Here is a 20,396-nt window from a genome sequence, read left to right as displayed (position 1 = left end):
TGGAGACCGGCAACCCGCCCTCCCCCTGACGTATGAGGAGCAACGCGACATGACCGCGCTGCCGCACGCACCCGTCTGCGAATTGGACACCGCCTACGACGGCCTGACCCCGACCGCGACCGCCGACTTCAACCGCGACGGCTTCGTCCACCTCTCCGGCGTGCTGTCCCCGGAGGCGATCGCGGAGTACGAGCCGACGATCACCTCCGAGGTGATCAGACTGAACACCCAGCATCTGCCATTGGCGGAGCGTGACACGTACGGCAAGGCGTTCTTGCAGGTGACGAACCTGTGGCGGGAGAACGAGAAGGTCAAGCGGCTGGTGTTCGCGCGCCGGCTGGCCGGTATCGCGGCCGCGCTCCTCGGTGTGCACGCCGTGCGCCTCTACCACGACCAGGCCCTGTACAAGGAGCCTGGCGGCGGCATCACGCCCTGGCACGCCGACCAGTACTACTGGCCGCTGTCCTCCGACCGGTGCCTGACGATCTGGCTGCCCCTCCAGGAGACCCCTCTCGACATGGGTCCCCTGGCCTACGCGCGCGGCAGCCACAACTTCTCCTACGGCCGCGACCTCCCCATCTCCGACGAGTCCGAGGCACGACTCGAGGAAGCCCTGGCCGAGCAGGACTTCGAGGACGTCGTCGAGCCCTTCGCCCTCGGTGACGCCGGCTTCCACCGCGGCTGGACCTTCCACCACGCGGGCCCGAACCACGGCACGGAGCCGCGCCGCGTGATGACCGTGATCTACATGGACGCGGACATCCGGGTCGCCGAGCCCACCAACAGGCAGCAGACTCGCGACCTGGGCTGGATGCCGGACACGGAAGCCGGCCGAATCCCCAGTACCCCGCTCAACCCCGTGTTGTACGACGGCCGCGCCGACTGACGCGCCTGGTCGGACGGCAGAAGCCGGACAGCGCGAGACTTCAGGACCCGGCGGCGACAACGGCCGCGTCCGGCGCGCCCTGCACCGGGTCCTGGGTCAACCTGTCCACGGCGTCCTGCATGTGCTCCTCCATCAGCCGCAGCAGGTGTTCCTCGTCGCCGTCCCGGATGGCCTGGATGATCGCCGCGTGCTCGTCGACCATGACGTCCGGCACCGGGTACTTGTCCTGGAGTGCCGTGATGCACATGCGGGTCTCCACGAAGAGCGTCTGCGCCATGCGCTTGAGCCGGGGGCTGCCGGACTCGTCGACGAGCACCTGGTGGAGCTCGGTGTCGGCAGCACTCAGCGCGGTGTGGTCACCTCGTTGCGCCGCCTCCGCCATGGCGCCGTGCACGAGCGCCAGGCGGTCCGCCGAGCCCTGGGGGTCGCGTCCGAGGATGAGCCGGCAGGCGGCGGACTCGACGGCCGTTCTGGCGAGGTAGATGTCCCGGACGTCGTCCTGGGTGAGGGTGATCACGAAGACGCCGCGGTGGGGCTCGCTGCGGGCGATGCCCTGCTGCACGAGACGCTGCATCGCCTCCCGCAACGGCCCCCGGCTGACACCGAGTTCCGCGGCCAGCTCGGCCTCTCCGAGCTGGGTGCCGGGCGGCAGCGTGCCGTCCATGATCGCCTGGGTCAGCTGGTGGGCGATCGACAGGGCGGCGGGCTCGCGCTTGACGGGCTGCAGCCGTTTGGCTCCCGGCATGTTCACTTCTCCTTCTTCCGTTCCACCGTCATCTTGCCGACGGAGGCAGGGGCGTGACCTGGCGGAACAGCCGTCCGAGGCCGTCCCGCGCGGCGGTGTCGCCCGCGAGCCGGAGCCCCTCCCAGACGGTGACCTGATTGGCCGTCAGGACGGTCTTGCCGACGGCCTGTTCGAGATCGTCCAGCCATGCCGCGGTGTGCAGGGCGGTGTCCGGCAGCAGGACCGCCTCCGCGTCCTCGTGGTCATTGGCCTGGGCCAGGTCCAGGACCTGCTCGCGGGAGAGCGTACCGACCTCGGCCGCCGTGATGATGCCCCGCCCGGACACCTGGGCCACCCGGATCCCGGAGTCCTCGAGGAAGCGGACGAAATACCCGGCGACGTCCTCCGGATAGGTGGCGGCGACGGAGACGCTGCGCACGCCCAGCGCCTGGAGCGCGTCCACGAAGGCGAAGGAGGTGCTGGACGCGGGGACGCCCGCCGCCTCCGCGAGTTCCTCGGCCTGCTGGCCGGCGCCCTGGCGCCCGTAGATGAAGCTGGCGCTCGTGCAGGCCCACACCACGGCGTCGACGTCGTAGCGCTTCAGCTCGGCCAGGCCCCCGGTCAGCCGGTGGATGGCTCCCATCTCCCGGAGGGCGTCCACGCGGTGCGCGTCCTCACCCATGTCCGTGTGCACCAGGGGGAATCGGACTCCCCCGCCGATCAGGCGCTCCAGCCGTGGGTAGTCGTCCTCCGCGGAGTACCCGGGGTAGAGGAATCCCACCGTCGTCGTGCGGTCAGCCACGTGCACCCGCCCTCCCCGCATAGAAGTGTAGATTGTTGACAATCCTACAGAGCTGGTCCTACGGTGTCAATCGGTGGGCGCGCCCGGCCGGCCGCGCGCGCCGCGCGTCCCGCCTGCGCCGATCCTGATGCAGGTACGGGATCGTGCCGAGCCCGCGTCGCAGCGACCCGAAGGGCTGCCATGAGGACAACCGAACTCCCCCTCGTCGTGGTGCTGGGAGACCAGGAGCCGCCGCTCCTCGACCGGGTCAAGGACCGGGCGCGACTGCGGCGGGTCGGCGAGGCGGACCTCGCCGAGGCGCTGCGCGAGGCAGACGCCCTGCTGGTGTGGGACTTCCTCACCGAGGCCCTGCCCGCCGCCTGGCCCGAGCACGGCGGGCCCCGCTGGGTGCACACCGCGAGCGCGGGCGTGGACCGCCTGCTCTTCCCCGCGCTGCTGCGCTCGGGCGCCGTCATCACCAACTCGCGCGGCGTTTTCGAGGAACCGATCGCCGAGTACGTGGCGGGGCTGGTACTCGCCATGGCCAAGGACCTGCCGGGCACGCTGGACCGCCAGCGCTCCCGTATCTGGCAGCACCGGGAGACGGAGCGCGTGGCGGGCACCCGCGCGGTCGTGGTCGGCGGCGGCCCCATCGGCCGGGCCGTCGCCCGGGTGCTGAGCGCCCTCGGGCTGCGGGTCGCGCTGGTGTCCCGTACGGCGCGCGGGCGGGACCCGGACTTCGGCCGGGTGTACGGCTTCGGCGAGTTGGCGGGGCTGCTGCCGGACGCGGACTGGGTGGTCTGCGCCGCGCCCTTGACGGACGAGACCGCGGACATGTTCGACGCGGCCGCCTTCGCCCGAATGAAGCGAGGTGCGCGGTTCGTCAACGTCGGGCGCGGACCGCACGTCGTCGAGGCCGACCTGGTGGCCGCGCTGCGCGACGGCCGGCTCGGCGGTGCCGCGCTCGACGTCTTCCGCCGGGAGCCGCTGCCGCCGGACAGCCCCCTGTGGACCGCGCCGGGGCTGCTGATCTCCCCGCACATGTCGGCCGACACCCACGGCTGGCTGGAGGATCTCGCGGAGTTGTTCCTCGCCAACTTCGCGCGCTGGACAGCGGATCGCCCGCTGCGCAACGTCGTCGACACCACGTTGGGGTACGTGCCCATGAGCGAGGCACCGGGCGGCACCCCGCACACCGAGGAGGGCTCGCCATGACCGCACCCACCGACCGTGCCGCGGGCGCCGGGCACCAGGAGCGGGACGCCGTACACGACGACCTGTGTGCGCGCACCGCCACCGACCTCGTCGCGGGCTACCGGGACGGAAGCCTCTCGCCCGTCGAGGTCGCCGACGCCGTACTGGCGCGCATCGAGCGGCTCGACCCCCTGGTGAACGCGTACTGCCTGGTCGATCCCGAGTCGGCCCGTCGCGACGCCGCCGCCTCCGCGGAACGCTGGCGGCGGGGCGAGCCGTGCGGCCTCCTCGACGGGGTGCCGGTGTCCGTCAAGGACCTTCTGCTGACCAGGGGTTGGCCCACACTCCGTGGTTCTTTGAGCACGGACCCCGGCGCCCCCTGCGATCAGGACGCCCCGTCGGTGGCGCGACTGCGCGAGCACGGCGCGGTCCTCGTCGGGAAGACGACGACTCCGGAGTTCGGCTGGAAGGGGGTCACCGACAGCCCGCGCACCGGCGTCACCCGCAACCCGTGGGACGTGGCGCGTACGTCCGGCGGGTCGAGCGGGGGCAGCGCGGCAGCGGTCGGGGCCGGCCTCGCACCACTCTCCGTGGGCACCGACGGCGGGGGCTCGGTCCGTATCCCCGCCGCCTTCTGCGGGATCTTCGGGCTCAAGCCCACGTACGGGAGGATTCCGCTCTACCCGGCGAGCCCCTTCGGCACGCTCGCGCACGCCGGACCCATGAGCCGTACGGTCACGGACGCGGCGCTGATGATGGACGTGCTGTGCGGGGCCGACGACCGCGACTGGTCCGCACTGCCGCCGCAGGAGGGGGATTTCCGCGCCGAGTTGGACGAGGGCGTGCGCGGGCTGCGCGTCGCGTACAGCCCGACCCTCGCGGGCGCGCCCGTCGACCCGGAAGTCGCCGCGCGCGTGCGGCACGCGGTCGACGTGCTGGCCGGTCTCGGAGCCGAGGTGGAGGAGGCGGAGCCCGGCTTCACCGATCCCGTCGAGGCGTACCACACGCTGTGGTTCTCGGGCGCCGCCAAGGTCGTGGAGCACCTGAGTCCGGAGCGGTTCGAGCAACTCGACCCCGGGCTGCAGGAGGTGTGCCGTCAGGGCGCGTCGATGAGTGCGCTGGACTATCTGGGCGCCGTCGACGTGCGGATGGCGCTCGGCGTGCTCATGGGCCGGTTCCACCGCACATACGACCTGCTGGTCACGCCCGTTCTGCCGGGCACCGCCTTCGAGGCGGGCCACGAGGTCCCGCCTGCCGGCGGCCTGACCCGGTGGACGGGCTGGACACCCTTCACGTACCCGTTCAATCTCACGCAGCAGCCGGCGGCCAGTGTGCCGTGCGGAGTCGCCGCCGACGGACTGCCGGTGGGTGTGCAACTGGTCGCGGCACGGCACCGGGACGGACTGGTCCTGCGCGCGTCGCACGCGCTGTTCGAGGCGCTGGCGGCCGAGGGCACCGTCTCGGCGGCGCCGGTGACCCCGCGCGCCTGAGAAAGACGCGGGTTGCGGCCGCCCCGCCGCAGCCCGCGTCGTCCGGGTCAAGCCCGCCGGAAGGTCAGTGACTCGCCGATCACGCCCGACAGCCACAGGTCCTGCGCCGCCTCCGCCATGCGGTCGAGGCCGTCGACGATCGTGGCGAAGATGTTGGCGGGCACGAAGCCGGTGTCCGGATTGAGCAGCAGGTTGTTGCGCTCGTAGAAGACGGCGAGGTCGACGATGCGCTCCGCCGCCTGGGGCCGCCCGCCCTGGGCGTAGCCGTGCGAGCTGGTGTTCAACTGCCAGTTGTCGAAGGTGAAATAGGCGACGTCGCCGGGGATGGGCGTGATCGTCGGGTTCTCCGTGCCCGGCTCCTCGGGCGCGAACGCCGGGACCAGCGTGTAGATCTCGTTGCGCGCGTACTTGCCGTGGAAGACGTCCTTGCCCAGCGGCAGGGCGTTCCAGACGGCCGCGCAGGTGCGCGGCGCCCGGTCGTCCAGGAGCTTGGCGACACAGCTGACGCCGCGCTTCTCCAGCGCGATCTCGATGTGGCGGTCCATGGGCCACGCTCTCCGTTCCCCGGCCTGCGGGCCGGTCCCGTTGCTCGGTCGTGTGCGCTTGCTCGTCCTCGGTGGGCCGTCCGGTGGTGGCCGGGAGTGCCGCGGTCCGGCCACCGGGGACGTCAGGGCGACGGCATCGCCAGGTAGCGGGTCTCCAAGAACTCCTCGACTCCCGCCCGGCCGCCCTCGCGGCCGAGCCCGGACTGTTTGACGCCGCCGAACGGGGCGGCGGGGTTGGAGACGACCCCCTTGTTCAGGCCGATCATCCCGGTGTCCAGCCGTTCGGAGATCCTGAAGGCGCGCCGCAGGTTCTCCGTGAAGAGGTACGAGACGAGGCCGTACGGCGTGGCATTGGCGGCCGCGATCACCTCGTCCTCGTCGTCGAAGGCGATGACGGGCGCCACGGGTCCGAAGATCTCCTCGTGCAGCAGCGCGGCGTCGGCGGGGACGTCCACGAGCACGGTGGGCGCGTAGTAGTAGCCCTCGCCCGGCGGGGACTCGGCGCCGGTCAGTGCCTTGGCACCGCCGTCGAGGGCCTGGCCGACGAGTTCGCGGACCTTGCCGCGGCCGTCCTCGTCGATCAGCGGCCCGACCTCGACGCCGGGCTCGGTGCCGCGCCCGACGGCCATGCCGCCCATGCGCCGGGCGAGCCGCCGCGCGAACTCGTCGGCCACGCCCGCGTGCACGTACAGGCGGTTGGCGGCGGTGCACGCCTCACCGATGTTGCGCATCTTGGCCTGTACGGCGCCGTCGACGGCCGCGTCCAGGTCGGCGTCCTCGCAGACGATGAACGGGGCGTTGCCGCCGAGTTCCAGCGACACCCGCAGTACCTCCTGGGCGCTCTGGGCGATCAGCAGCCGCCCGACGGCCGTGGACCCGGTGAAGGACACCTTGCGCACCCGGCCGTCCCGCATGAGCGGTTCGACCACCGCGCCGGGGCGGCTGGTGGTGATGACGTTGAGCACACCGTCGGGCAGCCCGGCCTCGGCCATGATGCCGGCGAGCATCAGCATGGACAGCGGGGTCTGCTCCGCCGGTTTGACGATCATGGTGCAGCCGGCCGCGACCGCGGGCCCGATCTTGCGGGTGCCCATGGCGAGCGGGAAGTTCCAGGGCGTGATCAGCAGGGCGGGGCCGACCGGGCGGCGCATCACCAGCAGCCGGTCCTTGCCGTCCGGTGAGACCGCGTAGCCACCGTCGATGCGTACGGCCTCCTCCGCGAACCAGCGGAAGAACTCGGCGGCGTAGGCGACCTCCCCGCGTGCCTCCGCCAGTGGCTTGCCCATCTCCAGGGTCATCAGGAGGGCGAGGTCGTCGATGCGCGTGTGGATCAACTCGTAGGACCGGCGCAGGATCTCGCCGCGCTCCCGTGGCGGATGGGCGGCCCAGGACTCCTGCGCGGCGTGGGCGGCGGACAGTGCGTCGAGGGCGTCGGCGGCATCGGCGTCGGCCACCGTACGCAGCGGCCGGGCGACGGACGGGTCCTCGACCTCGAAGACGGCTCCGGAGGCGGCGGGCCGCCAACGGCCGCCGATAAAAAGGCCCGTGGGGACGGCGTCCACCACCGCCCGCTCGTGTTCGGCCTGTGTGGTCACTGTGCAACCCCCTGTGCTCTGGGCGGTTTCCCGTGCGTGCTTTCCGGCTTCCCGGATCGGACGGGGACATGGACAACGGCCGTTGTCCATGCTTGCATGCATGCAGGTTGTTGACAATCCTACGATCAACAATCCTCTTCGATCCCGAAGGAGCCGACCATGAGCCAGCTCTCCCCCGCCCTCAAGCAGGCCACCCCGGTGATCGCCGCCCGGGCCGAGGGCGTCCACGTGTACGACGAGGACGGCCGCGCCCACCTCGACTTCACCGCCGGTATCGGTGTCACCAGCACCGGCCACTGCCACCCGCGCGTGGTGGAGGCCGCCCAGCGCCAGGTGGCCACGCTGATCCACGGGCAGTACACGACGGTGCTGCACCGGCCGCTGCTCTCGCTCACCGAACGGCTCGGCGAGGTGCTGCCCGAGGGCCTGGACTCGCTGTTCTTCGTCAACTCCGGCAGCGAGGCGGTGGAGGCCGCCATGCGGCTGGCCCGGCAGGCCACCGCGCGACCCAACATCGTGGTGTTCCAGGGGTCGTTCCACGGCCGTACGATCGGCGCGGCGTCGCTGACCACCTCGGCGACCAAGTTCCGCTCGGGCTTCGGTCCGCTGATGCCGGGCGTGGCGATCGCGCCGTTCCCGAACGCCTTCCACTACGGCTGGGACGAGGCGACCGCCACCGAGTTCGCGCTGCGCGAGCTGGACCAGCTGCTCGCGACCGTCACCGCACCGGCCGACACGGCGGCGTTCATCGTCGAACCCGTACTCGGTGAGGGCGGCTACGTTCCGGCCAACACGGCGTTCCTGCGCGGCCTGCGGGAGCGGGCCGGCCGGCACGGCATCCTGCTGATCGTCGACGAGGTGCAGACCGGCTTCGGCCGCACCGGACGGTTCTGGGGCCACGACCACTTCGACGGGCGTCCCGACATCGTCGTCACCGCCAAGGGTCTGGCCAGCGGTTTCCCGCTGTCAGCCATCGCCGCGCCCACCGAGCTCATGGCCAAGGCGTGGCCCGGCTCGCAAGGCGGGACGTACGGCGGCAACGCGGTCGCGTGCGCGGCCGCGATCGCCACCCTCGAGGTCATCCAGGACGAGAAACTGGTCGAGAACGCCGCCGAGCGCGGCGCCGAACTCCTCTCCGGCCTGCGTGCGGTCGCCTCCCGCTACACGCCGGACGCCACCCGGGGCATCGGGGACGTGCGCGGTCTCGGCCTGATGGCCGGCACCGAGTTCGTCACCGCGGACGGCCGCCCGGACGGCGAGACCGCGGCCCAGGTGCAGGCCGCCGCCGGCCTGCGCGGGCTGCTGCTGCTCACCTGCGGCGCCCAGGGCCAGGTCGTCCGCATGATCCCCCCGCTGGTGGTCACCGCCGAGCAGGTGCGCCAGGGCCTGGGTCTGTGGTCCGGGGCGGTGGCGGACGTCCTGGGCTGACCGCCGTAACACCCCCGCTCCGTCGCTCAACTCGGCGGCCGGCCGGGCGACTTCGAGGAGAGTCCGCAGTCCTCAGCCCTGCCGGGCCGCCCGCCGCAGCCCCAGGACCAGCGCGTTGATGACAGGGTCGGCCGCGCTGCCCGCCCGCTTCGCGATGGAGACGGTGCGGGTCAGCCGAAGGTTCTCCACCGGGCGCAGCGTCACATCCGCGGACAGCTGCTCCACCACGAGGCGCGGCACGAGTGATACGCCGAGGCCCGCCTGCACGAGCGCGAGCACCACCGAGTAGTCGTCGCTGGTGTAGTCGAGCCGTGGATCGAAGCCCGCGCTCGCGCAGACCCGCTCCAGCACGGTACGCAGCGAGTCGTCGCGGCGTGGCGCGATCCAGCGTTCTTCGCGCAGCGCCTCCATGGTGTACGCGCCCTCGGTCTCGCCCCGGGTGTGCCCGCGCGGCAGGGCCAGCAGCAGCGGCTCCTGGATCACGGCCTCCAGTTCGACGCCCGACTGCGGCAGCCGCGGCAGCAGGTTGTACTCGTACACGAGCGCGACGTCGGTTCGGCGCATGCGCAGGTCGACCAGGCTCTGCGCCGGCTCCTCCTCGATCAACTCCACGTTCAGGTCCGGGTGGTACGCCTGGCAGGCGGCGATGGCGGGCGCGGCGAGCGCGCTGGCCGCGCTCGGGAACGCCGCGAGGCGTACCGTGCCCTGCACCCGGTTCTCGAGCGCCGACACCTCGGCGCGGGCCCGCTCCAGCTGGGCCAGGATGATCTCGGTGTGCGCGACCAGCACCTTCGCGGCCTCGGTCAGCAGCAGCCGCCTGCCGTCGCGGACGAACAGGGGGGTGCGGGCCTCCCGCTCGAGCAGCGACAACTGCTGCGAGACGGCCGACGGGGTGAGCGCGCATGCCTCCGCGGCGGCGGCAACCGTTCCATGCGCGGCAAGCTCTCTGAGCAGTCTGAGCCGCCGTACTTCGAACATGTAGAAACACTAACGGCATCCGTGGGAAATCCTTGCTGGTCCTGCGATCGCGGCGGACCTCACACTGGCGCACGTGAGCACCGAAACTCCGGCAGCGGCCGAGGTCACCGCGGCTGTGGCACGCCTCGACAGCCACGCGTACGCGAGCAGGGTGGCCGCCCTGCGCGACGCCATGCGCGAGCGCGGCCTGGCGGCCGTGGTGCTCGCCGGGCCCGAGAGCATCTACCACCAGACCGGTCTGGATCACCTTGGGTACTTCGCCCTCACCCTGCTCGTCGTGCCGGTGGCCGGGCCCCCGGTACTCATCGCCCGGCAGATGGAGGAGCACACGCTGCGCGCCCAGGTCCCGCATGTGCGCCACGCCGCCTACACGGACGGCGAGGACCCGGCCGAGGTGGCGGCGCGCACGCTCCTCGACAGCACGCCGCCCGGCTCCCGTGTCGGCGTGGAGGAACAGTCCATGTTCCTGCCGCCCGCCCTGCTCCACCGGATGCGCGCGATGACGCCGGACCTCGTCTGGACCGACTGCTCCGCGCTGCCGGCAGCCCTGCGCATGATCAAGACGGACGCCGAACTCGACTGCGTCCGACAGGCCGCCGAGGTCTCCGACGTGGCCATGCGGACGGCTCTGGCGACCGCCGCGCCCGGCGTCAACGAGCGCACCGTTGCGGCCAGGACCCACCAGGCGATGATCGAGGCCGGCGGCGAGCCGCCCGGATTCGTGCCGCTGATCCGCTCGGTCGCACGTCTCCCGCAGGAGCACGTCACCTGGTCGGACCACGTCCTGCGGCACGGCGAGGCCCTCTTCGTCGAGCTGTCGGGCTGCGTGCGCCGCTACCACGCGCCGATGAGCCGCGTCGTCCACTGCGGCGAGGCCGCCCCCGGCGCCGAGCCGGCGGCCGAGGCGGCGCGGGCCGGCCAGGAGGCGGCGCGCGCCGCTCTGGTCCCCGGCGCGTTCACCCGTGAGGTGTACGCCGCCTGGGAGGACACCGTCGCCGAGGCCACCGGCGTACGGCAGCGAAGACACCACTGCGGCTATCTGACCGGGATCGGCTTCTCGCCGAGCTGGGTGGGCGGCGGCGACGTGCTCGGCATCCGCGCGGACGGCGGCACCGTGGTGCGCGCGGGCATGGTCTTCCACCTCATGTCGTGGGTGACCTCGCCGGTCTCGCACGTGGTGTCCGACACCGCGGTGGTCACCGAGGACGGATGCAGGCTGCTGACCAGGACCCCACGCGAGCTCGTCGTCGCCCCAGCCGCCCCGGACCGGCCGGCCCGCTCCCCGTGACCGGCTCCCCTGCCCCGGACACGTCCACCACGAGCCCACGGAGACCCAGATGCGCATCACCGCCATCCGCGCCACCCCCGTCGCGGTTCCCTACCGCACCATCGAGACCTGGGCCTTCGGCCGCCGCAGCGGCATGGTCAGCGTGCTCGTGGAACTGGAGACCGACGAGGGCCTCGTGGGTCTCGGCGAATGTGCGACCTATCCCTCCACCGGGATCGTGCTGAGCGTCCTCGACAGCCTCAAGGGCCTTGTCGTGGGCGCCGACCCGTTCCGTGTCGAGCGGCTCGTCCAGCGCATCGACGTCGTGGGCACCTGGCACCACGTGAAGGCGACCAGCCCCGCCATCGCCGCCGTCGAGACCGCCTGCTGGGACATCGTCGGCAAGGCGAGCGGCCAGCCCCTGGTCAACCTCTTCGGCGGCCGGTTCCGCGACAGCGTCGAGTACTTCTACTACGTCGCCTCCCCCGACATCGACGCCGTCGCCGACGAGGGCAGGCGGGCCGCGGCGGCCGGCTTCCGCACCTGCTACCTCAAGGTCGGCTCGGAGCGGATCGAGACCGACGTCGCACGCGTCGCCGCCCTGCGCGAGGGCGCGGGGCCGGACATGAGCATCCGGGCCGACGCCAACGAGGCGTGGTCGGCGGGTGCCGCGATACGCGCCGTCCGCGCGATGGAGGAGTACGGCCTCGAACTCGTCGAGCAGCCCGTCTCGGGCCGGAACCTGACGCAGATGGCGTACGTACGCGGCCGTATCGACACCCCGCTGCTCGCCAACGAGGCGTCCTGGACCCGCTACGACCAGCTGTCGGTGATCCAGCACGGGGCCGCCGACGTGCTCTCGGTGGACAACCAGATGGACGGCGGTCTGCTCAACCTGAAGCGGTCCGCGGGCATCGCGGCGGCTGCCGGCATGACCGTGCTCAAGCACAGCCTCGGTGAACTCGGCGTGGCACTCGCCGCGGCGACGCATGTCATCGCCGCCACCCCCAACTTCCGCCACGCGAACCAGGCTTACGGCGCCCTGCTCACCGACGACATCACCGTCGGGTTCGGCGGCGGCGCCGAGAACTACCGGTCCGGCCACCTGCCCGTGCCGGACGGCCCCGGACTCGGCGTCGAACTCGACCGCGACCGGGTCGAGCGCTACGCGGAGCTGTACCGCACGAAGGGAGACGCCGAGTTCACGTTCCACCATCCGCAGGCTCTGACCAGCGCGCCCGCGCTGCCCAAGTTCTAGCGGGCGCACGCGCACACCGTTCCAGCGGGCTCCCCCCATGCAGGCCCCACACCCCCACGTTTCGCCGTCACACAGCACTCCTCACCAAGGAGTCCCCATGGACATCACGTTTCTCGGCGGTCCCGCTCCCCAGCGGGGCGTCGGAGTCGTCGCACCCTTCGACTTCGCCCTGGACCGCGAACTGTGGCGCTGGGTTCCGGACGACGTCTCCCTGCATCTGGCCCGCACACCGTTCGTGCCCGTCGAGGTTTCCCCGGACATGGCCAGGCTGGTCAGCGAGCACCGGACCCTGCGCGACGCGGCGCTCGCCCTGAGCGCCGTCGGTCCGGAGGCGGTGACCTATGCGTGTACCTCGGGCAGCTTCATCGGCGGCATGGCCGGCGAGCGCGCGATGTGCGCGGCGGTCCGGGACGTCGTACCCGTGCCCGCGACCACCACCTCGGGCGCGCTGCTCGACGCACTGGCGGAGTTCGGCGTGCGCCGGGTCGCGGTGATCACTCCCTATACGAAGTCCCTGACCGACGCACTGGAGGACTATCTCGCCGAGGCGGGTGTGGCCGTCACCGGACGTGAATACCTGGGACTGACGCGGGAGATCTGGCGCGTGCCGTACCAGGCGGTGCTCGACATGGCGCGCGGCGGCGTCGCCGAGGGCGCCGACGCCCTGTTCATCAGCTGCACCAACCTGCCGACGTACGACGTGATCCCGCAGTTGGAGGCGGAGCTGCGGATCCCGGTCCTGTCCGCGAACCAGGTGACGATCTGGGGCGCGCTACGCAGCGTCGGCATCCCGGCCGTGGGCTCCTACCAGGCGCTGCTCGACCCGTCGGCGCGTTCGGCTCTGTCGGGCCCCACCAGGCCGCCCACCAGACCCATCGGTCCACCGCCGACCGCGCTCGGCAGCGCGACGGACGGGCCCCTCCACACGGACGCAACCCTCCACGACGGCGAGGGCTTCGACACTCCGGCGGCATGACGGCGCCCGTCCCTCGGGAGATCCCACCCGTGCACCGTCGAACGTGAACACCCGCGCCGGGCCCCGGGCAACATCCCCGGCGCCCGGCCGCGGCGGCGATGTCAGTCGGTGGCCACCGGTACGGCCGTCGCGGGCACCCCGCCCCGCGGGCCGTGCTCCGCGACACCGGCGGTACCCGGCACGGCGGTACGGCCTGCAGGCACCCGGCGGCTCACGCGGTCGGTGTCCGTCCGGTCACAGCAGCCGGCGGATGTCACCGCGCACCCGGTAGAAACCACCGGAGGCCGGGTGCAGGGCGTCGACGACATAGCGCGTCCCGGGCTCGCGTATCGCGCGCGGGAACTGGACGTTCCATGACGGGTCGTAACCCTCGGACACCACGTGCACACGCAGCCGGCCGTTGTCCTGGAAGCACTCGACCACGACCGCACCGGCGGAGGCGTGCGTCACGGTGGACACCGCGCTGGCGGCTGTGGCCGGGGCGTACACCGGCAGGGCCGCGGCGAGCTTGATGTCCCGGGCCACCGGCACGGTGCCCTGCTCGGCCGCGCGGATGGCCGCTTCGCTCGCGTCGACGCACACCAGCGAGCCGTCCGTGGTCACCAGGTACAGCCGCTCGTCGCGGTACTGCATCGACAGCGCCGAGCCGCCGCCCGTGCCGAGCTTCCACAACCGCGTACCGCTCCGGTCGAAGCAGTAGACGGAGGACGCCGCGTCGCCGGCGAAGACGAACCGCCCGCCGGGCGAGGTGGCGCACGAGTACACGGCGCTGTCGCAGGCGTAGGTGGCCTCGACGGCACCCGTGCGCTTCCACAGGCGCTGGACCACGCGGTGCGCGGTGCCCGCGTAGACGGAGTCGCTCTCCTGCCAGCCGAACAGCACGCCGCCCCGGGTGGGCGTGTGCCACAACTCCCCGCTGCCGTCCGGGGCGTAGGCGGTGACGCCCCGGTGGTGACCGTGATAGACGGCCCCGTCGTCCGCGCGCACCATCCAGGCGTGCTCGCCCTGACTGCGGCGGGCCCACTGGTGCTCGTCCTCGTGGTCGATCACGGTCAGCCGGCCGGCACGGTCCGAGACGTCGAGGATCCCCTCGTGGATGTCCAGCCAGAAGATGTCGACGTCGGCGGCGATGTCGTACGCGGCGAACGGCATCTTGGACGACAGGTCGTACACCTTGCCGTCGTCGCAGCCCGCGTAGATCCAGAACTCGTCGGCGACCAGGCACTTCACGCCGTCCGGCAGGCTGAAGCGGGCCAGGACCGAACCCTCGTGGTCCAGGGTGAAGACGTCGCCCGCCTGGTTGCCGACCCAGCAGCGCTCGTCGTCGACATGGATCCCGAACGCCGCCGATCCGGTGCGGAAGCGCCACAGCACCGGTGCCACGGCACGCGCGGTGGACGGGGCCGACACCACCTGACGCCGGGTCACGGCGCGCGGGGCGCGCTGTCCGGGTACGGCCGGCGCGTATCCCTTGCGGACCTTCTCCCCGACCTTCTTCGTCGCGGCCGCCTGCGCCTTCTGCGGGGTGGAGAACGTCGTCGTCTGCGTCTGTCCGCCGGCCCCGATCCGCCCGTACCGCACCGTCACCACCAGGCCGTCGACGACCACCTCGTAGAACTTGTGCGCACCGCCGCCTTCCTGCGACAGCTCCAGATACGTCGTCGACACCGCGGTCCCGGCAGCCATGGCAGACCCCTCCCCACAACGGACCCGCAGCCCTTTTCGCAGGTCCCACTGCTCACACCGTAGGAGGAGCCACTGACAATCCCCCGGGACCGCCGTCGCGCCACTCCACCCTCGGCAACGATCAACCGCATGTTCCGGTGGCGGAGTTGAGGAGATCGTTTCCCTGATGGTCGAGGTGTGATGCGGCTGCGTTCATCTGAATTGCAAAGAATCAGTCATGGGCATGCCTCGCGTTCCTTGTGGCATGCCCATCACCTTGTAAACGATCAGGAAGGGCTGTTGCCGATGTGGCCTGCGTGGCAGCGAAGACGGCGGAGCGGCGGACCGGGCGGACGACAGCTCACGGGAGCGGTCCTCACGGCACTGCTCCTGGTGAGCGGGAACCTGACCACGGCGTACGCCGACAACGGTCCCGGGCAATCGACGTCGGCGGAGAGCGACTCGGCGGACTCGACGAGTCTGCCGACCCTCGTCCCCGGTGACGGGACCTATCTGGAGGGCACGGAGAAGGCCGTCGCCACGCCGACACTCACCGATGACTCCGTGACGCGACTCGCGGTCGACGGAAAGGCGATCGACGCCGAGCGCACGGTCGGGACCTCCCGGCTGACGTTCGACGTGGGGTCGAACTCGACAGAGGCCCGCTACCACAACTACGTGCTGTTCAACGGGGATTACCGGGCCGACATCGGCGACCTCGTCAACCAGCGCGGCACGATCGAGATCCCGAACGACAAGCTGCTCAAGGGCGAGAACCGGGTCGAGATCTTCGCCGGCACGGTCGACAGCTCGTGCGGCACCAACTACGACGACTTCGTGCTGTCCGACATCAGCCTGGAGCTGCTCGGCGAGGTCGCCGACGGCGAGGAGAACGAGTACACCTACTCCTTCGGGGACGGCAGCTGCGGCACCAACACCTCGCTGCTGACGAAGGCCACGCTCAGCTTCTTCGTCCTGGGCGACCCGCAGGGCACCACCGGTCTCAAGGGCGACCTGGACACCACGAAGCTCGCCAACGGCGAGCACGCCCTCACCGCGACGACCACCTCCGGCAAGACCGTCACGAACAAGGTGACGGTGAACAACGCCCCGGCGGGCGCACCCCGGTTGCTGCCCAAGGACGGCACGCTGGTGAAGGGCCGTCAGCCGGTGTTCGCGAGCTTCCCGGCGGGGACCGAGGGCGAGCTCGAGTCGCTGACCGTGGACGGCGACGCGCCCGTCACCGACCCGCACCTGGGCAACGGCGCGGCGACGTTCGCCTTCGACGTCGGTTCGAACTCCATCGACGACCGGTACGACAACTACCTGCTCGTCAACGGCAAGCGCATCGACCTGGGCGGCACCTGGGTCAGCCAGCGCGTCGACATCGCGGTCCCGGCGCGCTTCCTGGTCCCCGGTGACAACGTCATCAAGGTGGTGACCAGCCCGTACAAGGAGAGCTGCGGCAACAACCGCGACGACTTCGACATCTCGGGACTCGCGCTCGGGCTCGACAGCGGCACCGTGACCGGCCACGACATCGCGGACTCGTACCCCATGGGCGACGGCAGCTGCGGCAGCAGCACCACCCGCCTGCGCGAGGTGGACCTGCGCTACACGATCGACGCCCCGGCCGTGCCCGTCTCCGACACTCTCGGCTCCGGCAACGCGACCCTCGGCTTCACCGTGGGCAGCAACTCGATCGAGGCCCGCTACCAGAACTACCTTCTGGTGAACGGTCAGAAGCACGTCCTCGACGGCGACTTCGTCAGCCAGAAGGTCGATCTGACGTTCCCGAACGAGTGGCTGGTCCCCGGCTGGAACACGGTCGACCTCGTCACCGGCACCTTCCCGACGTCGTGCGGCGACAACCACGACGACTTCGCCGTCTCCGACATCACGCTGACTCCGGCGAACGGCACCGCCGCCGGCCGGATGCTCAAGGGCTCCTACAGCCTGGGCGACGGCAACTGCGGCGACAACGTCAACCCGCTGACCGAGATCGATCTCGAGTTCTTCGTCGAGGGCCCGGCCCAGGGCCTGCGCGCCGACCTCGCCACCGCGAAGATCGACGACGGCAAGCACACGCTGGCCGCGACGTCGAAGACCGGCGAGACCGCGACCCGCGTCCTGGTCACCGACAACTCCGCGCCCGAGGTGGCCTCCAGCGTCCCCGCCGCCGGGCAGAAGATCACCGCCTCGGTGGTCCTCGACGTCCGGCTCGACGACCTCTCCGGCGTCGTGAACGGTCCTGCCGTCGAGCTCGACGGCAAGCCCGTCCAGCTCGGCATCGCGGTGGGCCCCGGCCTGTCGGCGGGTGAGCACAAGCTCACGGTGTCCGGCACCGACGGACTCGGCAACACCGGCACCCGCGAGGTGTCGTTCACCTCCGCCGGCATCCCCGACGTCCCCGCCGACCTCACTCCCAAGTCCGGCACCAACGACGCGGGCGGCGACGTCAGGCTGTCGGCGAAGGTGGCCGAGCCCGACGGCGGCGAGGTGGACGCCACGTTCTCCGAGGCCGAGATCCTGACCCCGAACCAGGTGTACGAGGGCACTGCCACGTCCGTTCCCACCACACTGCGCGTCCAGGGCGAGAAGAAAGTGAAGGCCGCCGGCCTCGCTCCCGCTGACGGCGCGACCCTCGACGCCCCGGCCGGCAAGGACGTCACGTTCCAGCGGTTCGACGTCCAGGTGAAGGGCCACGTCGAAGCGCCGGTGCTGCGCTGGGAGGGCGTCATCGACCCCGAACGGCTCGCCGCGCTGCGCGTCTGGAACACCGGCACGGAGAAGTGGGACGTCCTGACCAGCGCCCGCGGCGCCGCCGAGGGCAACACCGTCCTGACCGCCGTCGTGGACCGCGCGTACGTCGACCACCAGCAGGTCCACGTCATGGTCACCGGTGAGGACCCGTTCGCCGACGACATCGACCCCGGTGACCCGAACCGGTTCGCCGATCCCGAGTCGTACGACTTCTCGATCGTCCACTACACCGACACGCAGTACCTCTCCGAGGGCGCGGTCGAGCAGGAGACGCCCGAGGAGCGCGCGGTCTGGGAGAAGGCGTACGGCGATGTGTCGCGCTGGATCGCCGCCAACAAGGACAAGCGGAAGATCGCGTACGTCGCCCACACCGGCGACCTCATCGAGAACAACATCCGCAAACCCGCCGACGAGGCGACACAGCGTCAGGTCGTCGGGGAGCTGGAGGTGTCCTCGGAGCAGCAGAAGATCATCGACGACGCGGGTGTGCCGAACGGTGTGATCGCGGGCAACCACGACAACCAGTCGGGCACCGAGAACGGGCCGGGCGCGATCTACAACCAGTACTACGGCCCCGACCGCTACCAGGCGCTCTCCAAGGGCTGGAAGCACGCCGAGTACGGCGGCCCGTGGCGTGCGGGCGACAACCAGAACCACTACGACCTGTTCTCGGCCGGTGGCCTGGACTTCGTCGTGGTCGGCCTGTCGTACGGGGTGACGCGCGAGGAGGCCGAATGGGCCGACTCGATCTTCAAGCGGTTCCCCGACCGCAACGGCATCCTGCTCTCGCACGACTACCTCGCGCCGAGCGGCAACCCCGACGGACGCGGCGCCCCGTTCTCCGCGCCCGACGGCTCGATGCTGTACAAGAAGGTGGTCCAGGACAACCCGAACGTGTTCCTGATCCTCGCCGGTCACGAGCACGGCGTGGGCACCAATGTGAAGCCCAAGGTCGGCAAGGTCGCGCACGACGTCGTCGAACTCCTCGCGGACTACCAGTTCTACACGGTCTCCGCGGACCGGCTCGGACTCACCGAGATCGGCGGCTACCAGCCCGACGACCAGCTGCAGTTCGGTGCGAGCTTTTTCCGGATGCTGCAATTCAACGTGAAGCGCTCCGAGTTGACCGTGGACACCTACTCGCCGCTGCTCGACGAGTTCGGTGCCACCGAGTACGACACGGACCACCGCTACAACGGCAACGAGGACAACATGGTGCTGCCGGTCGACCTCGGCAGCCGCAAGACGACCTTCAAGACCGACTCGCTGGCGCTCTACAACCCGGTGAGCGTCGTCGGCAAGGCCACGGTCGACTCCGGTGGGACGGCCTCGGTGACCTGGCGGAACCTCAAGCCGGGCACGACCCACGCGTGGTTCGTGACGGCGCGCTCCACCGGCGGCGGCGTGACCGCCTCCGAGCCGAGCGTCTTCGTGACCAAGGACGCGCAGGGCCGCCCCGGCACCTGGGGTCCGGACGCGTCCGAGTACTCGTGGTTCACCTCGTCCGACGACCCGGCGGAGACCGGCTGACCCGCCGGTAGCACCCGCCCCCTCGCCCGCCGTCCCGGACCCGACCGGTCCGGGGCGGCGGCCCATCCCCGTCCTGGACCGGGCGGCCGGCCGCCGCTGTCCGCCGCCCGGTCCACGAGAAGAGAGCCGAGATCCGTATGCGTCCCACGCCCCGGCGCCGGTTGCGCGCCGCGCTCCTGACCGTCGTCATGGCCCTGGTGGCCCTGTTCGCCGCCGGCCTCGCGCGTCCGGCGCCGGCCGCCGCGCACGACGCGACCTCGACCGCGTACGTCGACGTGCGGGGCACCGGGACACGGGTCGAGGCGACCCTCGACCTCGAGTACGACCTGCTCATGAAGTCCGCCTGGCTCTATGCCGAGGCGTACGGCGCCAAGGCCCGCTCCGAGCAGCTGCACCAGCTCGAGAAGAACGCGGACGCGGTCACCGAGTACGTCTCCGGACGCTTCGCCGTCGGTCACGACGGCTCGGCCTGCGCACCCCGCCCGGCCGGCGAGGCGGGCGTCCGCACCCGCGGCACCCGGCCGTTCGCCGTCCTCACCCTGGCCTACGCCTGCCCGGGCGGCGCCGACGGCAGCTACACGATCTCCAGTGCGCTCTTCCCCGACGCGGAGAGCTTCGTCCACAGCACGCAGACCATCGTCCACTACGACATCGGCGGACAGCGGGGCTCCCAGGTCCTGACCGCCGCTGCACCGACCCTGCAGACCGCCGGGCACCACGAGTCCCACCAGATCGCTGAGTTCTTCCTGCTCGGCACCGAGCACCTCCTGTTCGGCCTGGACCACATTCTCTTCCTGCTGTCGCTGCTCATCGGCGCCCGCACCCTGCGCAACGTCGTCCGTACGGCGACCGCGTTCACCGCCGCGCACAGCGTCACCTTCCTGCTGGCGGCCGCCGGCGTGGTGCACGTGCCCGGAGCGGTCGTCGAGCCGGTCATCGCCGCCTCCATCGCCGTCGTGGCCGTCGCGGGCATCGTCCTGCGCGACCGCGAGGGTTCCGGGCACTGGCGGCTGCCGGTGGTGTTCCTGTTCGGTCTCGTCCACGGCCTGGGCTTCGCGGGAGCGCTCGGCATCGACAAGAGCTGGTCGTGGGAACTGCTGCTGTCGCTGCTGAGCTTCAACGTCGGCATCGAGGTGGTGCAACTGGCCATCATCGCCGCGGTGTTCCCGTTGCTGGCGCTCCTGCGCCGGATGCCCGCACACCGGTGGGTCCTGCCCGCGCTCACCGCGCCGATCGTGGTCGTCAGCCTGTACTGGTTCGTCGACCGGCTGGCCGTCGTGGCGTGACGTGAAGCCCCGCAGCAGGGCGGACCTGGA

Annotated in this window: 15 protein-coding genes; 9 read left to right on the top strand and 6 right to left on the bottom strand. The window is 71.4% G+C overall.

All coding sequences use genetic code 11. From position 1 onward, the window contains the following. The first annotated feature begins 49 nt into the window (after positions 1-49). Positions 50-886, top strand: a complete 837-nt coding sequence (locus IEZ19_RS21715; RefSeq protein ID WP_189312896.1) for a phytanoyl-CoA dioxygenase family protein — start codon at positions 50-52, stop codon at positions 884-886. A gap of 40 nt (positions 887-926) precedes the next feature. Here IEZ19_RS21715 and IEZ19_RS21710 read toward each other — a convergent pair whose 3' ends face one another. Both IEZ19_RS21710 and IEZ19_RS21705 read right to left on the bottom strand, forming a co-directional pair. Further along, complete coding sequence (locus IEZ19_RS21710; protein ID WP_189312895.1) at positions 927-1,631, bottom strand: GntR family transcriptional regulator; 705 nt, start codon at positions 1,629-1,631, stop codon at positions 927-929. A gap of 28 nt (positions 1,632-1,659) precedes the next feature. Then, entirely contained in the window at positions 1,660-2,433 is a 774-nt protein-coding gene (locus IEZ19_RS21705; protein ID WP_189312894.1) for a maleate cis-trans isomerase family protein, read from the bottom strand. A gap of 159 nt (positions 2,434-2,592) precedes the next feature. Between IEZ19_RS21705 and IEZ19_RS21700 the strand changes: the two genes are divergently transcribed. Further along, positions 2,593-3,606 (top strand): D-2-hydroxyacid dehydrogenase, encoded by a 1,014-nt coding sequence (locus IEZ19_RS21700; RefSeq protein WP_189312893.1) that lies wholly within the window; start codon positions 2,593-2,595, stop codon positions 3,604-3,606. Continuing rightward, positions 3,603-5,075, top strand: coding sequence for an amidase (locus IEZ19_RS21695; RefSeq protein WP_189312892.1), 1,473 nt, complete (start codon positions 3,603-3,605; stop codon positions 5,073-5,075). The genes IEZ19_RS21700 and IEZ19_RS21695 overlap by 4 nt, the downstream gene beginning before the upstream one ends. 47 nt (positions 5,076-5,122) lie before the next feature. On the opposite strand, the gene IEZ19_RS21690 is transcribed toward IEZ19_RS21695, so the two are convergent. Both IEZ19_RS21690 and IEZ19_RS21685 read right to left on the bottom strand, forming a co-directional pair. After that, the gene (locus tag IEZ19_RS21690) at positions 5,123-5,620 is read right to left on the bottom strand and encodes a DUF3830 family protein (protein WP_189312891.1); all 498 of its coding nucleotides are present in this window, start codon (positions 5,618-5,620) and stop codon (positions 5,123-5,125) included. A 122-nt stretch (positions 5,621-5,742) separates the two neighbouring features. Next, a complete protein-coding gene (locus tag IEZ19_RS21685) occupies positions 5,743-7,215 on the bottom strand; it encodes an NAD-dependent succinate-semialdehyde dehydrogenase (protein WP_373297027.1) in 1,473 nt (490 codons plus the stop codon). Positions 7,216-7,374: 159 nt separating this feature from the next. Between IEZ19_RS21685 and IEZ19_RS21680 the strand changes: the two genes are divergently transcribed. Next, complete coding sequence (locus tag IEZ19_RS21680; RefSeq protein ID WP_189312889.1) at positions 7,375-8,643, top strand: aspartate aminotransferase family protein; 1,269 nt, start codon at positions 7,375-7,377, stop codon at positions 8,641-8,643. A 72-nt stretch (positions 8,644-8,715) separates the two neighbouring features. Here IEZ19_RS21680 and IEZ19_RS21675 read toward each other — a convergent pair whose 3' ends face one another. Beyond that, positions 8,716-9,621: a LysR family transcriptional regulator gene (locus IEZ19_RS21675; RefSeq protein ID WP_189312888.1), complete on the bottom strand. Its 906-nt coding sequence runs from the start codon at positions 9,619-9,621 to the stop codon at positions 8,716-8,718. A 73-nt stretch (positions 9,622-9,694) separates the two neighbouring features. Between IEZ19_RS21675 and IEZ19_RS21670 the strand changes: the two genes are divergently transcribed. The 3 genes from IEZ19_RS21670 to IEZ19_RS21660 all read left to right on the top strand — a co-directional run bounded on the left by IEZ19_RS21670 (position 9,695) and on the right by IEZ19_RS21660 (position 13,122). Then, the gene (locus IEZ19_RS21670; protein ID WP_189312887.1) at positions 9,695-10,909 is read left to right on the top strand and encodes a M24 family metallopeptidase; all 1,215 of its coding nucleotides are present in this window, start codon (positions 9,695-9,697) and stop codon (positions 10,907-10,909) included. Positions 10,910-10,958: 49 nt separating this feature from the next. Then, on the top strand, positions 10,959-12,146 hold the full coding sequence (locus IEZ19_RS21665) for a mandelate racemase/muconate lactonizing enzyme family protein (RefSeq protein ID WP_189312886.1): 1,188 nt from the start codon (positions 10,959-10,961) through the stop codon (positions 12,144-12,146). A gap of 97 nt (positions 12,147-12,243) precedes the next feature. Further along, positions 12,244-13,122 (top strand): maleate cis-trans isomerase family protein, encoded by an 879-nt coding sequence (locus IEZ19_RS21660; RefSeq protein ID WP_189312885.1) that lies wholly within the window; start codon positions 12,244-12,246, stop codon positions 13,120-13,122. Positions 13,123-13,356: 234 nt separating this feature from the next. Here the strand turns inward: IEZ19_RS21660 and IEZ19_RS21655 are convergent, their stop codons facing one another. Next, positions 13,357-14,808, bottom strand: a complete 1,452-nt coding sequence (locus IEZ19_RS21655) for a WGR domain-containing protein (RefSeq protein WP_189312884.1) — start codon at positions 14,806-14,808, stop codon at positions 13,357-13,359. A 372-nt stretch (positions 14,809-15,180) separates the two neighbouring features. Here IEZ19_RS21655 and IEZ19_RS21650 point away from each other — a divergent pair, with 372 nt between their 5' ends. Together IEZ19_RS21650 and IEZ19_RS21645 are read left to right on the top strand one after the other, a co-directional pair. Further along, positions 15,181-19,080: a metallophosphoesterase gene (locus tag IEZ19_RS21650; protein WP_189312883.1), complete on the top strand. Its 3,900-nt coding sequence runs from the start codon at positions 15,181-15,183 to the stop codon at positions 19,078-19,080. A 137-nt stretch (positions 19,081-19,217) separates the two neighbouring features. Next, complete coding sequence (locus IEZ19_RS21645) at positions 19,218-20,366, top strand: HupE/UreJ family protein (protein WP_229840530.1); 1,149 nt, start codon at positions 19,218-19,220, stop codon at positions 20,364-20,366. Positions 20,367-20,396 lie beyond the last annotated feature (30 nt).

This window comes from Streptomyces brasiliensis (assembly GCF_014647875.1).
Lineage (GTDB): Bacteria > Actinomycetota > Actinomycetes > Streptomycetales > Streptomycetaceae > Streptomyces > Streptomyces brasiliensis.
Note: the sequence above shows the minus strand (reverse complement) of the source record. Positions and strands in the feature narration are given on the sequence as shown.

What these genes read in the sequence shown, in the direction of transcription:
- IEZ19_RS21715 (WP_189312896.1), top strand. Translation starts at nt 50, where the DNA reads ATGACCGCGCTGCCGCACGCACCCGTCTGCGAATTGGACACCGCCTAC.
- IEZ19_RS21710 (WP_189312895.1), bottom strand. Translation starts at nt 1,631, where the DNA reads ATGCCGGGAGCCAAACGGCTGCAGCCCGTCAAGCGCGAGCCCGCCGCC.
- IEZ19_RS21705 (WP_189312894.1), bottom strand. Translation starts at nt 2,433, where the DNA reads ATGCGGGGAGGGCGGGTGCACGTGGCTGACCGCACGACGACGGTGGGA.
- IEZ19_RS21700 (WP_189312893.1), top strand. Translation starts at nt 2,593, where the DNA reads ATGAGGACAACCGAACTCCCCCTCGTCGTGGTGCTGGGAGACCAGGAG.
- IEZ19_RS21695 (WP_189312892.1), top strand. Translation starts at nt 3,603, where the DNA reads ATGACCGCACCCACCGACCGTGCCGCGGGCGCCGGGCACCAGGAGCGG.
- IEZ19_RS21690 (WP_189312891.1), bottom strand. Translation starts at nt 5,620, where the DNA reads ATGGACCGCCACATCGAGATCGCGCTGGAGAAGCGCGGCGTCAGCTGT.
- IEZ19_RS21680 (WP_189312889.1), top strand. Translation starts at nt 7,375, where the DNA reads ATGAGCCAGCTCTCCCCCGCCCTCAAGCAGGCCACCCCGGTGATCGCC.
- IEZ19_RS21675 (WP_189312888.1), bottom strand. Translation starts at nt 9,621, where the DNA reads ATGTTCGAAGTACGGCGGCTCAGACTGCTCAGAGAGCTTGCCGCGCAT.
- IEZ19_RS21665 (WP_189312886.1), top strand. Translation starts at nt 10,959, where the DNA reads ATGCGCATCACCGCCATCCGCGCCACCCCCGTCGCGGTTCCCTACCGC.
- IEZ19_RS21660 (WP_189312885.1), top strand. Translation starts at nt 12,244, where the DNA reads ATGGACATCACGTTTCTCGGCGGTCCCGCTCCCCAGCGGGGCGTCGGA.
- IEZ19_RS21655 (WP_189312884.1), bottom strand. Translation starts at nt 14,808, where the DNA reads ATGGCTGCCGGGACCGCGGTGTCGACGACGTATCTGGAGCTGTCGCAG.
- IEZ19_RS21645 (WP_229840530.1), top strand. Translation starts at nt 19,218, where the DNA reads ATGCGTCCCACGCCCCGGCGCCGGTTGCGCGCCGCGCTCCTGACCGTC.